This is a genomic window from Cognatundibacterium jejuense (genome assembly GCF_014284255.1).
GTDB classification, from domain to species: Bacteria; Pseudomonadota; Gammaproteobacteria; order Burkholderiales; family Burkholderiaceae_D; genus Undibacterium; species Undibacterium jejuense.
The window spans coordinates 1-13,749 of record NZ_JACOFV010000029.1 but is presented as its reverse complement, the minus strand read 5'-3'; the positions used below and the strand labels follow the sequence as shown (position 1 = coordinate 13,749).

Annotated in this window: 9 protein-coding genes and 1 tRNA gene; 5 read left to right on the top strand and 5 right to left on the bottom strand. The window is 46.5% G+C overall.

The features are described 5' to 3' along the window. Window positions 1-601 precede the first annotated feature (601 nt). A complete protein-coding gene (locus tag H8K32_RS19625) occupies window positions 602-2,209 on the top strand; it encodes an NAD(P)/FAD-dependent oxidoreductase (RefSeq protein WP_186914272.1) in 1,608 nt (535 codons plus the stop codon). A 126-nt stretch (window positions 2,210-2,335) separates the two neighbouring features. Here H8K32_RS19625 and H8K32_RS19620 read toward each other — a convergent pair whose 3' ends face one another. The 5 genes from H8K32_RS19620 to glnA all read right to left on the bottom strand — a co-directional run bounded on the left by H8K32_RS19620 (window position 2,336) and on the right by glnA (window position 8,230). Further along, a complete protein-coding gene (locus H8K32_RS19620) occupies window positions 2,336-3,163 on the bottom strand; it encodes an HDOD domain-containing protein (protein WP_186914270.1) in 828 nt (275 codons plus the stop codon). Window positions 3,164-3,384: 221 nt separating this feature from the next. Continuing rightward, complete coding sequence (ntrC, locus tag H8K32_RS19615) at window positions 3,385-4,893, bottom strand: nitrogen regulation protein NR(I) (protein ID WP_186914268.1); 1,509 nt, start codon at window positions 4,891-4,893, stop codon at window positions 3,385-3,387. A gap of 89 nt (window positions 4,894-4,982) precedes the next feature. Beyond that, the gene (glnL, locus tag H8K32_RS19610; protein WP_186914266.1) at window positions 4,983-6,056 is read right to left on the bottom strand and encodes a nitrogen regulation protein NR(II); all 1,074 of its coding nucleotides are present in this window, start codon (window positions 6,054-6,056) and stop codon (window positions 4,983-4,985) included. A gap of 90 nt (window positions 6,057-6,146) precedes the next feature. After that, the gene (locus H8K32_RS19605) at window positions 6,147-6,617 is read right to left on the bottom strand and encodes a DUF4124 domain-containing protein (RefSeq protein WP_343068094.1); all 471 of its coding nucleotides are present in this window, start codon (window positions 6,615-6,617) and stop codon (window positions 6,147-6,149) included. A 197-nt stretch (window positions 6,618-6,814) separates the two neighbouring features. Continuing rightward, window positions 6,815-8,230: a type I glutamate--ammonia ligase gene (gene glnA, locus H8K32_RS19600; RefSeq protein WP_186914262.1), complete on the bottom strand. Its 1,416-nt coding sequence runs from the start codon at window positions 8,228-8,230 to the stop codon at window positions 6,815-6,817. A 608-nt stretch (window positions 8,231-8,838) separates the two neighbouring features. Here glnA and H8K32_RS19595 point away from each other — a divergent pair. The 4 genes from H8K32_RS19595 to H8K32_RS19580 all read left to right on the top strand — a co-directional run. Then, complete coding sequence (locus H8K32_RS19595; protein ID WP_186914260.1) at window positions 8,839-11,784, top strand: bifunctional diguanylate cyclase/phosphodiesterase; 2,946 nt, start codon at window positions 8,839-8,841, stop codon at window positions 11,782-11,784. A gap of 90 nt (window positions 11,785-11,874) precedes the next feature. Continuing rightward, window positions 11,875-12,339, top strand: a complete 465-nt coding sequence (locus H8K32_RS19590; RefSeq protein ID WP_186914258.1) for a rhodanese-like domain-containing protein — start codon at window positions 11,875-11,877, stop codon at window positions 12,337-12,339. 97 nt (window positions 12,340-12,436) lie between these two features. After that, window positions 12,437-12,526 (top strand) — tRNA-Ser (locus H8K32_RS19585). A 124-nt stretch (window positions 12,527-12,650) separates the two neighbouring features. Further along, window positions 12,651-13,749 (top strand): tyrosine-type recombinase/integrase (locus H8K32_RS19580; protein ID WP_246447518.1); only part of this gene is annotated, 1,099 nt, incomplete at its 3' end.

The following is a 13,749-nucleotide window of genomic DNA, read 5'->3' as shown; positions in this document are numbered from 1 at the left end:
AAGCATTTGATATTTTTTAAGCATTCCGATCAGTTAGAAACTAATCGGTGCGCTTTCATCAAGTGCTCACATTTATTGACTGTTAATTGTTAAAGAACCGAATGGTTTAAATTCTTTTCCGCTCAAATCGAGGCATCTATTTACCTGATTTAGCAACGAAGCGTTGTGTTCGTTTGCAGCAGAGAAGCGAGATTATGCAGCACTTATTCTACCCTGTCAACTCCCTGACTGCTTTTGCTGTTCGTTTCAACTAAACCTGTCGCTTTCGCGTCATTTCTACCTGATCAAACCGCCGGGGTGGCTGGCTGCTGCTTTCTTCTTACTTCCCGTTTTAGCGGGAGGCGAACTATAACAAAGTTTAGTGCTGTTACGCAAGGGGAATTTGGAAAATGATTTATCGCATTCAACCCATTCGAGCATCAACCTAGGCTTGAGCAATTCTTTCCTCGCCTTACTAAATAAACAGAAAAATAAAGTCCAAGGATTAGTCACAAGCTAACTGCAAATAAAAGAAGACGCTGTTTTCAGTCCGGTAACGGGTAAAATACCTCTTTTAGAAGAATTACCTAACTTCCACGACGAAGTTTTTTGGACACGAACTATGTTACGCATTACCGATTTGCAACTACCGCTTGACCACTCAGAATCTGCGTTAAAAGAAGCAATTTTGAGTTTTTTAGATATTGAAGAACACGAATTACTTAACTTCACAGTATTTCGTCGCAGCTATGATGCGCGCAAGAAGACAGCTATCGTACTGATCTATACAGTGGATATCGAAACAAGCAATGATGCAAGCTTGCTGGCAAAGTTTAAAAATAGACCCCATTTCGGCCTCACTCCGGATACCAATTACAAATTCGTCGCAAAAGCAGGCGCAAAGCCATTTAAACGTCCGGTCGTCGTTGGTTTTGGTCCGTGCGGTTTGTTTGCAGCACTATTATTAGCTGAAATGGGTTATCGCCCTATCGTATTAGAACGTGGTAAAACGGTGCGCGAACGCACCAAAGACACCTGGGGTTTATGGCGCAAGCGCGAACTACAACCAGAATCCAATGTGCAATTCGGTGAAGGCGGCGCGGGTACGTTTTCAGATGGTAAGCTATATAGTCAGATCAAAGATCCTAAGCACTATGGCAGAAAGGTGCTCACAGAGTTCGTCAAATCTGGCGCGCCAGAAGAGATCATGTATGTCAACAAACCGCATATAGGCACCTTCCGCCTGGTCAAAATGATCGAAGAAATGCGCAATGGCATCGAGGCGCTTGGTGGAGAAATCCGCTTTCAGCAACGAGTCACTGACATTGACATACGAGACGGCCAAGTGCAGGGTCTGCATGTGAATGATGGCGACTATATTGAGACAGATCATGTGGTGTTGGCGATTGGCCATAGCGCACGCGATACCTTCAAGATGCTTTACGAACGCGGTGTCTATATAGAAGCAAAACCTTTTTCGGTCGGATTCAGGATAGAACATCCACAATCGGTGATCGATAAAGCGCGCTTTGGCCCTAACGCGGGAAATAAGATACTGGGTGCTGCAGATTATAAATTAGTGCATCATGCAAGCAATGGTCGTTCTGTCTATAGCTTCTGTATGTGCCCCGGCGGCACAGTCGTTGCCGCGACATCCGAACCTGGCCGCGTGGTCACTAATGGAATGAGTCAGTACTCACGCAATGAGCGCAATGCCAACAGTGCCATCGTGGTTGGTATTACGCCTGCCGATTATCCTGGTCATCCTCTGGCTGGCATTGATTTCCAGCGCGCACTAGAAGAAAAAGCCTACGAGTTGGGCGGACAAAATTACAATGCACCTGGCCAGTTGATCGGCGACTTTGTAAAAGGGAAAGCTTCTTCAGAATTGGGCGAAGTGATACCGTCTTATAAGCCAGGGGTAACGCTGGGCGATTTGGCGCAAGCATTGCCGGAATTCGCAATTACTGCAATCCGCGAAGCGATTCCCGAATTTGATAAGAAAATTCGTGGCTTCGCAATGAAAGATGGCATTCTGACCGGCATCGAAACCAGAACCTCGTCACCGATCCGCATTAAGCGCAAAGACGATAGCCTGCAAAGTATGAATACAAAGGGTTTGTATCCAGCTGGTGAAGGTGCGGGTTACGCTGGCGGCATTTTATCTGCCGGTGTAGACGGGATCAAGGTTGCAGAAGCAGTCGCGTTGGATATAGAAAACGGACATTAATTTTCCATCTGCCACACCCACACTTAGACAAAACCCATACATGCGCCACTTTATAGAAGCAGCGCATGTTTAGAGTTTAGACGTTTTTGTGATTCAAATGACCTAGTTGAACGATAAGAGTCAAAATCAATTCAACAGATCCTCCAGACCCGCACTCAACTCATTCATTGGCGGCATATCGTTGAGAATAAGCTCCGGTTTCAAACCAAGTTTTTGTAATACATCGACTGGCAACGTTGCTTCTAACTCTTCGGGAGTAAAGCCATTTTCAGCAGCGCGCGCTCGCCATGCAGCGATATGAACAATACCCGCAATAGGTTCAAAACTTTGTTGCACCAAAGGTTCTGCGCAAGCTTTAATCGTCATCGAAAACGTGTCCGGAAATCTCCAGCGCTTGGCGAGTTCTGCACCGACATCGTAGAAATCATAGCCAAATGAATTACGCTCAACACCACTGCGGCGGGCATCTAGAGTACCAGCAATTTTATCCACCTGCAGCGCCTCTTCAGGCATACCTGCATGCATAACCAATTGGCCAATGGCATGCATCAACCCAACCGTAAACGCAAAATCAGAATTGCCGTGCGTTTGCTTCGCCAGCCATTTTGCGACCACTGCAGTGTGCAAGCTGTAACGCCAGAATTGTTTAAGATCAATCCCAGGCATCGATTTAAAACCACCAGTCAAACCACTACTAACGACTAAGGTGCGTACCGTCATAAAACCCAACATCAGAACAGCGTCGTCGACGGTACCTACACTTCTTGACGCATGGTAATACGACGAATTCGCTAACCGTAATAACTTTGCGCTGATGACCTGATCGGCGGAAAGTTTTTTAGAAATCTCCTCGATCGACACACTGTCATTGTTAAAACTTTCGATTACCTCTTGCACTACCTTAGGGATCGAAGGCAAGGCATTTTGCTGCTGAAACAGAGTTTCGAACTTCATAGGGGCATCTCCTGATAGGGTGACAGCACAAAAGAATCGCGTTTAGCCTGTATCCTGAAAGAAATACATATCAGCATAATGAGCTTTTCTCTTTAATGTCGGCGACAAAACCCGAAAAAAGCTGCTTGCTATCAAAAATCATACTCTGATCTTGCAGTCTCACAAAACATTTTATTCAGAAGAAAAAGAATCCCTAAAAAATTGAGGCTTTTTTGCTAACATCAGTCATCTTTTGCGCCATCAATTCCTAACTCCTGGATTTTCCTGGTAATAGTATTGCGACCAATTCCCAGACGTATTGCAGCATCATTTTTCCTGCCATGGGTGAATTTCAATGCCGCCTTAATGACTATGGATTCAAAACTACGCTCCAACTTTACGATCACATCTGACTGACCATCTACCAGCATCGCCATCGCTTCAGCTTCAAGCAAGTTACGCCAATCAGCCTGATGCTGATGTTGTGGCACATCGTGTGATGCTATCCCATTACTGACGGGATACCCAGTTGCATGAGGAACGTCAGACTTACCAGCATCAACTTTCTTAAACTCCGAAGCCAGACTCGTAGCTGTGGCAACGGGAAGCAAATCTTGTGGCAAATCAAGAATTTCTACCGTTTGACCAGGTGCCATAACAGTAATCCAATTACACAAATTCTCTAATTGGCGTACGTTCCCAGGAAAATCCATACCAGACAACAATTGTAAGGCTGGTTCCGACAAACGTTTTACATCCACACCCAATTGCTTGGCACTTTGCGCAAGGAAAAATTTGGCCAGCAAAGGAATATCTTCGCGTCGCTCGCGCAGACTAGGCAAGCGTAAACGAATCACATTTAGACGGTGGTACAAGTCTTCACGGAACAAGCCATCACGCACGCGCAATTCCAGATTTTGATGTGTTGCTGCAATCACCCGCACATTGGCCTTCATGGGTTGGTGACCACCAACCCGATAAAAGTGGCCATCGGACAAAACGCGCAACAAGCGTGTCTGCAAATCGAACGGCATATCACCAATTTCATCCAGAAACAGCGTACCACCTTCAGCCTGTTCAAACCGGCCGCGACGTGTAGTTTGAGCACCGGTGAAAGCACCACGCTCGTGTCCAAACAATTCAGACTCGAGTAAATCCTTAGGAATGGCGGCCGTATTTAAGGCAATAAATGGCTGACCAGCACGCGGACTATGTTTGTGCAAGGCACGCGCTACCAACTCTTTACCACTGCCCGATTCGCCGGTAATCAAGACGGTGACATGTGATTGCGACAGTCGTCCAATCGCCCGGAATACGTCCTGCATTGCAGGTGCCTGTCCGAGTATTTCTGGTGTTTCTGAGATGGTTTGTTCAACACTGGCTTCACGCAGACTTTCATCCAATGCGCGGCGTATGAGTTCCACCGCTTTATCGAGATCGAAAGGTTTCGCCAGATATTCGAAAGCCCCGCCCTGAAACGCTGCGACAGCAGAATCCAGATCGGAAAACGCCGTCATAATAATGACCGGCAAGCCAGGGTGTTTAGCTTTGACAGTTTGTAGCAGCTCGAGTCCGGATGCGCCGTGCATGCGGATATCAGAAACCAACACTTGCGGAGATTCGGATTGCAAAGCCTGCATCGCATCTCGCGCATTGGTAAAACTTTTGGTGCTCAGATTTTCCCGGGCTAATGCTTTTTCCAACACCCAACGAATTGAATCATCGTCATCCACTATCCAAATTGGTTTCATATTTTTATCTTCATCTCTGGTTTCAACGTAGCAATGAATGATGGCACTTTTGATGCCACACTATACACTCCCTCTATCACTCTCTTGCTTCAAGGGAGTGGGATCAGGATTCTGAAATCGGTACACCCTGGCCGGCTCTCACATTCGATGACACCCATGTGTTGTTCGACAAAATTCTGTGCCAGGGTTAAACCTAAACCGCTACCGCCATCCCTTCCCGATACTAATGGGTAGAAAATACGGTTGCGAATTTCAGGAGGAATTCCAGGTCCGTTATCAATGATATGCAAGTCTAATGCCAGCCTGTAGCGAACCTTGGCCACCGTGATCTGGCGCACCACTCTGGACTTAAAAGTCAGCATGGCATCACCTTGACGTATCCTCTCTCCCAATGCCTGGGCAGCATTGTGGGCGATATTCAGCACCGATTGTATGAGTTGTTCTTTATCACCACGAAATTCCGGAATCGACAAATCGTAATCGCGATGAATAGTTAATCCCTGCGGAAACTCTGCCACGATCAAACTTCTGACACGTTCGCAGACTTCATGAATATTGACATCCGTCACAATATGCGGAAGTCGGTGCGGTGCCAGCAGACGATCCACCAATGTTTGCAAACGATCCGCTTCTTTAATAATGACTTGCGTGTATTCTCGCAATTCTTTGAGCTGACGCTCAGGCAACTCCAATTCCAGCAATTGCGCAGCACCTCGGATTCCACCTAAGGGGTTTTTGATTTCATGCGCCAGATTGCGGATCAATTCTTTGTTTGCCTTGCTCTGATCGAGCATCCGCTCTTCGCGATCCAGTTTGAGTTGCTGTACGTTTTCGCGAAACTCAATTAGTACTGGCGTTTCGGGATTATCTAAAGCCGTGACGATACTATGTACATGCAAAGCTTCGCGTCCTGCACGTTCCAAAGTGAGATCCTGGCGCTTATCTGCAAATTGGTGCGAAATCGCCTGATCGAATACCGCGAGCAATTCTTTGGGGTTTAAAAATAAATCGGTTAATTTCTGATGTGCCAGTGCTTTTAAGGAGCTATCGAGTAAATTTTCGGCGGCGGCATTGACGAATACAATGCATCCGTTAGCATTGAGCACGATAACAGCCGAGGTCAACAAATCAAGGCCGGCGAACGAGTTAAGAGAGTTTTCCAAAATGATCCCGAAAAAAAAGGCCGCATACAGCGACCTTTACGCAAACATCATGCCTGAATTTTCAATCCCGAAAGCATCCTGACTTTCGCACTATTTGAGGTTGCTTAGTTCGCGCTGCAGAGCTTCAATATTTTTTGTGCTGCGCGCAATATCATCTTTCATTCCACTGGTCCGTTCCTGGTATTTTGCGAAGTTACGCTCGCTACCCAAGCGCTCGGGCTCGCCATTGTTGTAGTCTTTTTTCAAATCATCTAATTTTTTTTGCTCTGATTTGAGTTCATCTTGCAAAATCTGCTTACGATCAGAATCGCGTGCTTTTTGGGTAGAATCGTCTACCTTAGGAAAATCTGCAGGGCTTGACGCAGGCTTACCTTGCGCTTTTTTTACTGGCAAAGCAGGCGCTGGAACAACCGTAATACCGGGCAATTCGACCTTACTACAACCTTTAGTCGCGCCAGTGTTTTTGTATTCTTTCTTGCCGGTTGCATCAACACACAAAAAAACCTCACTCTGTGCATAGGCCACACTTTGCATCAAAAGCAAGGAAATAATAGCGGTCAATATTTTCTTCATAATCAGTCAATAGTCACAAACAGGCTTGTAGTGTATTCGAAGCAGCGCCGTCGCACAATTCTAGCTTACCAGTTGTAACAAAGGATGTGTAAAGGAAATACAATCTAAAAAAACCAATCTGAAGCAAAAACGTCGTCAAGACCAAAAAAAAGCGGGGTTGCCCCCGCTTTTTTATCTGTACCAAATTACAGAGAGTAGTACATGTCGAATTCAACTGGGTGAGTTGTCATGCGCATACGCTGTACATCTTGCATTTTCAATTCAATGTAAGCATCAATCATGCTGTCACTGAATACGCCGCCACGGGTCAGGAACTCGCGGTCTTTGTTCAATGCATCCAACGCTTCTTCCAGAGAAGAACATACTGTTGGGATCAATGCATCTTCTTCTGGAGGCAAATGGTACAAGTCTTTAGTTGCTGCTTCGCCTGGGTGTATCTTGTTTTGTACGCCGTCCAGACCAGCCATCATCAGCGCAGAGAAGCACAGGTATGGGTTGGCCAGTGGATCTGGGAAGCGCGCTTCAACGCGACGACCTTTTGGATTTGCAACGTATGGAATACGGATAGATGCAGAACGGTTGCGGGCAGAGTAAGCCAATTTCACCGGTGCTTCATAGCCAGGAACCAGACGTTTGTATGAGTTAGTGCCCGGATTAGTGATCGCATTCAATGCCTTGGCGTGTTTGATAATGCCGCCGATGTAGTACAAAGCGAAATCAGACAAACCAGCATAGCCGTCTCCGGCAAACAGGTTTTTGCCATCTTTCCAGATAGATTGATGTACGTGCATACCAGAACCGTTGTCACCAACGATAGGTTTAGGCATGAAAGTCGCTGTTTTACCGTAGGTATGAGCAACATTCCAAACCACGTATTTCAGGTTTTGAGTCCAGTCAGCGCGCTCTACTAGTGTGGAGAACTTAGTACCGATTTCATTTTGACCTGCGCCAGCCACTTCGTGGTGATGCACTTCAACTGGAATACCCATGGATTCCAGAATCAGGCACATTTCAGAACGCATGTCCTGAAAGCTGTCGACAGGTGGCACTGGGAAGTAGCCGCCTTTGACAGTTGGGCGATGGCCGGTGTTACCGCCTTCGAGTTTTTCGCCTGTTGTCCAGGACGCTTCCTCGGAATCAATCTTCACGAAGCAACCAGACATGTCGATTTTCCAACGTACGCCGTCAAAAATGAAGAATTCTGGCTCTGGACCGAAGTAAGCCGTGTCACCGATACCGGAAGATTTCAGGTAAGCCTCTGCACGTTTTGCAATAGAACGTGGATCACGGTCGTAACCTTTACCGTCGGATGGCTCGATGACGTCACATTGCATAAACAGTGTGGTTTCTTCCATGAATGGATCGATGTTCGCTGTGTTTGGATCAGGCATCAGCAACATGTCGGAAGCTTCAATCCCTTTCCAGCCGGCGATGGACGAGCCGTCGAATGCGTGACCAGATTCGAATTTATCGATATCGAATTGGGAAACTGGAACAGTTACGTGCTGTTCTTTGCCTCGGGTATCAGCAAAGCGGAAATCAACGAACTTAACTTCGTTGTCTTTCGCCATTTTCAAGACTTCTGCGGCTGTCATTGCCATGTGAAACTCCTCAAATAGAGCTAAAAATAAATTCGGAAATTGCTGAGCCCTGTGCCAGCCATATTATTTGATAACCCAACGGCACTAAAAATACCATTTTTTCATCAAATTTCATGCAGCGGCTAAACTCAATTAACAATCATAGCAGAAACTATGCCACCTTCCAGTTCTGTTAAAAACAAATAGATTTTTTGGAAAATCCTTGTTTTTTTATGAATGAGTATATAAAAAAAGCAAATATAGACGCCCATCTCTTCATGATGCACTTGCCATTTTGGTGCGCCTAAATAATTTTCGCACCAATTTAATGCATCTCATTTTTAATGATTTGTGCATCCTCATTTTGGTGCGCACATCGTCATTCCATACCGATGCAAACAAACCGTTTTAGTTCAAAGCCATTCCTGCTCTGAGATCAAATGATTGATGCTCATCATACTCAATGCGGATAGACAGGTAATGCGATTGACTCTCATTTCTCAAGTGGCTATCTTTGATGGCCAATTTGCGCTTCGTCGCTGACTGGATAAATTGTCGCAATTACGCGAGCCTACAATTACATAAACATACGTTTCTTTCCGACCAGTCTACCTATTCATTGATGTCACATGCCACCTATCACCAGAAGATTTTCGCTCAATTCGCATATCTGTGCGATCTTGACCTTCTTTGTGGCCATCAGCATCGGCGTGACGCTGATCATTCGCTTAGAAAAAAGTGCAGCGATCGAAGACCGCTTAGTGACTACAGAGCTCGCCAGCCTGCAAATACACACCATAGAAGATAAGCTTGCACATGCACTGTCAGCGACCTACGCAGTAGCCTCATTGGTAAAAGACCGTAAAGGCAAGGTCGATGATTTCGATTCTTTTGCTGATCATTTGCTTGAATATCACCCTGGTATATCGGCGCTCTACTTGGCACCAGACGGTATCACCACTAACGTCGTACCGGCATACTGGCGCAAATATGGCTTGGGCATTAATTTACTCACCGACCCTTCCAGAAAAACTGAAACACTCTTAGCGAAAAACACCAACCAACTTACACTGGCCGGCCCACTGACGCTCAAACGCGGCAGTATCGGCATCATCGGGCGCTTGCCCGTTTATTTAAAAGCAGAATCTGGTCAAGAACAGTTTTGGGGCATGATATCTGTCGTTATTACGCTAGAGTCAATACTGAAAGAATCTGGCCTACTCAGCATGGCGCAACGCGGCCACGATTACGAATTGTGGCGTATCGACCCTGCCACCGGGAGCAAACAAACCATAGATAAAAGCACACATTTCGATGGCCAAAATACAGTTCACCAAAAACTCACCTTACCCAACGCTGTGTGGTATCTCGATGTCGTCAATAGCAATAGTAATCAACCATTAACTGGCTTATACGTAAAATGCAGTATCGTATTTTTGATCAGTCTAATGCTGGCATGTATGGTTAAATTATTACTCAATACTCGTACACAAAAACGTAATCTGGAAACGATAGTCACTGATAGGACCAGAGAAGTTGCCGCCCGAGAAGCGGATCTGAGTCGCGCCCAGAGTATATCTGCCACCGGTAGCTGGATTGCAGATAACTACGACCAGATACATTGTTCCAATGAGGCTTATCACATTCTGAAACTGCCGATTGGAAGCAACGTTGACTGCGAAACTATTTTTAAAAGAATTCATCCAGAAGACCAGAAAAAAGTGATTCAGCATTGGAACCAAAGTCTGACCCAGTTTTGCGCTGTTGAATTCCGCTTAAGCATAGACGGAGAAATTATCTGGATTCACTCGCAAATTGCCCTCGACAGAAGTTCGAATGGCGAGCTAATCCGGCGTATAGGCACAATACAAAATATCACTGACCGCAAACGCATAGAAGATGATTTGCGCATCGCAGCGATTGCGTTTGAAGGACAAGAAGGAATGGTGATTACCGATGAACATCGCAACATCCTCCGAGTCAATAAGGCCTTTACCCGGATCACCGGATACTCCCGTGAAGAAGCATTAGGCAAGACCACCAGCCTACTCAAATCTGGCATGCACGGCTCAAGCTATTACAAGGACATGTCAGAACAATTGCAACTACATGGATTCTGGCAGGGTGAGATTTGGAATCGTCGTAAAAATGGCGAAATATATCCAGAATGGTTGACTATTACCGCGGTCAGATCGCAAGATGGAAAAACTATCAATTACGTCGGCACCATGCTCGACATTACGCAGCGTAAAGCCACTGAAGCCAAGCTCGAACATCTCGCTTACCACGACCCATTGACTGGATTAGCGAATCGCCGCCTGTTACTCGACCGCTTACAACATGCTCTCGCCAGCAATATGCGCAACAAACGGCACGGCGCAATTTTGTTTCTCGATCTGGACAACTTCAAAACCATTAATGATATTAACGGTCATGGCACTGGCGATATGCTGTTGCAACAAGTCGCCAAAAGACTTTCTGAAAGCGTCGGTAAAGCGGATACATTAGCGCGCATCGGTGGCGACGAATTTGCGCTGATACTGGAAGGCATCAGTGACAATCTCAGAGAAACCGCGATTAGAGCAAAATCTAGCGCCAGCCAAATTATCGAAAAACTCAAACAACCGTATTTTATTGATGGCCATGAGTATCACACCACCGCCAGCATAGGCATCGATTTTTTTAGTGCCGACACCTATTCCGCCGACGAATTGCTCAAGCAAGTCGAAGTCGCAATGTACGAAGCCAAATCGTCCGGTGGCGATACTTTGTGCTTTTTCGATCCGATTATGCTCAGTATTGTGACAGCACGAGCAACAATGGAAGCGGATATACGGACTGGCATTTATCAGCAACAGTTTTTGCTGTACTACCAACCACAAGTCAATAGCGCAGGCAAACTGATCGGTGCCGAGGCGCTGCTGCGCTGGCAACATCCGCTCAAGGGAATGATTTCCCCGGCAGACTTTATTCCGCTCGCAGAAGAATCTGGTCTCATTATTCCTCTCGGCACCTGGATACTTAAAACAGCCTGCCAACAATTGCGTGCGTGGAGCAGCGACCGACAAACGGCTAGTTTGACAATGGCAGTCAACGTCAGTGCCAAACAATTTCGCCAGCCAGATTTTGTCAAAAGCGTTCTATCTACCATTGAAGAAATTGGCATTGATGCCCGCAAACTCAAGCTGGAACTCACTGAAAGTTTGTTGGTCGACGACATCGAAGAAACCATATGCAAAATGAACCAACTCAAAGCACATGGCGTCTGTTTTTCTCTCGACGATTTCGGAACCGGTTACTCTTCCTTGAGCTACTTAAAACGTCTACCTCTGGATCAACTAAAAATCGACCAATCATTCGTGAGAGATATTTTGATTGATCCCAATGACGCAGCGATCACCCGCACCATCATTGGCTTAGGTAAAAGCTTAGGGCTGGCTGTCATTGCCGAAGGCGTTGAAACCGAAGCACAACTGGCGTTCTTGCAAAGCCAGGATTGTCATGCTTTCCAAGGCTATTTGTTCGGCAAACCAGCACCAGAATTGAACATGCTCAGAAAATTGGTGTCCGCATAAACATAACAACCACATTGAACACAGTGCAAAAACAGTACTCCTAGTGCATAATCAATACGAAGAACATTCCCTTTTTTATGAGATATCAACATGTCTAGCCTCGCTTTGTTGCAAACTGCTCGTCAACGTGGACAAGAACAAGGGCTGCCCTATGCAGGCGCACTCACCCCGACTGAAGCCTACGACTTATTGCAAGCCGATTCATCCGTGTTGTTAGTCGACGTAAGAACGAACGCCGAACGCGACTGGGTGGGCAAAGTTGGCATCAAGGAAGAACAACATTTTGCTGTGCAGTGGAATATCTACCCAGGCGGGACGCCAAATCCAGATTTTTTGGCGCAATTGCAGGCGGTGTCAGCAAATAAAGATACGGTTATCTTATTCCTATGCCGCTCCGGCGTGCGTTCACGCCACGCAGCCAAGCTAGCAACGGAAAATACTTATACAAATTGCTATGATATTTTGCAAGGTTTCGAGGGCGATAAGGATCAACAGGGTCATAGAAAGACCATCGGTGGTTGGTGTCAACAAGGTTTGCCCTGGATTGGCGCCTGATTTTTGAATAATTCCACACCAAAGCTTCCATCTGAAGAAATAGTTTGCTAGAATAGCGAGCTTCGCTGATGCGGCATAATTGCAAAGACGAAAAGTAGGAGAGGTGGATGAGTGGTTTAAGTCACACGCCTGGAAAGCGTGCGTAGGTTTATCCCTACCGGGGGTTCGAATCCCCCCTTCTCCGCCAGAATTAAGTTTCAAGCAGTACCAAGAAACACCAAAAACCCGCATGTCTCCCAGTGAGTATGCGGGTTTTTCGTTTCAGGACGTGCCAGAACATTCATTGACAGCCCAAGTTTTTGGCGGTATTTTTGACGGTATACCTAGATACCGTTAAAACGTATACCGTCAAAATGCCTAAACTCGTTACACCACTCACTGACATTCAGGTCAGAAACGCCAAACCCAAAGACAAGGCTTACAAGCTAGCTGATGGCGCAGGTATGTATTTACTTGTTAATCCTGATGCTACTAAGTACTGGCGCTTTGATTACCGGCTCAATGACAAGCGCAATACGTTAGCTTTTGGCAAATACCCAGAAGTCTCGCTGACGCAAGCACGAGACCAGCGCAAAGCAGCCCGTGAGCTTCTGGCATCAGGAACCAATCCAGCCGCTACACGCGACCAAAAGAAGCAACTAGCCAACGATGTGGCCGCTAATACTTTTGAAAAAATCGCCCGTGAATGGCACACAAACCGCCTAAGTGCATGGAGCACGGCCACAGCCAAAGACACAATCAGCAGGCTCGAAAAGGACATCTTTCCCGAAATTGGCAAGATGCCGATAGCTGATATAACCCACATGCAAATGATTGCGGCCTTGCGTAAGGTTGAAGATCGAGGCGCTGGTGAAGTTGCGCACCGGCTAAAGTCCACCTGTGCACGGGTATTCAGCTACGCCAACCAACACGGTATCGAGAATAGAAACCCCGCCGCCGATCTTAAGGACGTGCTTAAACCGGTGAAGGCCAGCCACTTTGCAGCTATTTCCGCAGATGAATTGCCAGCCTTTCTGGAATCAATCAATAAAAACGATACCAGACTGTATGCCCCTACCCGCATAGCATTGCGTTTGATGTTGTTGATCTTTGTTCGCAGCAGTGAGCTACGCACTACGCCATGGAGCGAAATTAACTTAGAGACCGGTGAGTGGGTAATACCGTGGCAGCGCATGAAGCGAGGCAAGCTGACAATTAACCCAGACCAGACAGATCATCACGTTTGTCTGTCACGCCAAGGGCTTGAGTTACTGCGAGAGCTACACCACTATACCGGTGGCAGTACTTACCTATTCCCGAATCAACGCGACCACGGCAAACCCATGTCGGGCGATGCTATACGCATGGCCTTAAACCGCATGGGCTATGAAGGTAAGATGACTACTCACGGCTTCCGCGCCTTAGCTATGA

Bases quoted from the DNA above. Each gene is read 5' to 3' on its own strand.
- H8K32_RS19625 (WP_186914272.1), top strand. From the start codon at position 602: ATGTTACGCATTACCGATTTGCAACTACCGCTTGACCACTCAGAATCT.
- H8K32_RS19620 (WP_186914270.1), bottom strand. From the start codon at position 3,163: ATGAAGTTCGAAACTCTGTTTCAGCAGCAAAATGCCTTGCCTTCGATC.
- ntrC (WP_186914268.1), bottom strand. From the start codon at position 4,893: ATGAAACCAATTTGGATAGTGGATGACGATGATTCAATTCGTTGGGTG.
- glnA (WP_186914262.1), bottom strand. From the start codon at position 8,230: ATGGCAATGACAGCCGCAGAAGTCTTGAAAATGGCGAAAGACAACGAA.
- H8K32_RS19595 (WP_186914260.1), top strand. From the start codon at position 8,839: ATGCCACCTATCACCAGAAGATTTTCGCTCAATTCGCATATCTGTGCG.
- H8K32_RS19590 (WP_186914258.1), top strand. From the start codon at position 11,875: ATGTCTAGCCTCGCTTTGTTGCAAACTGCTCGTCAACGTGGACAAGAA.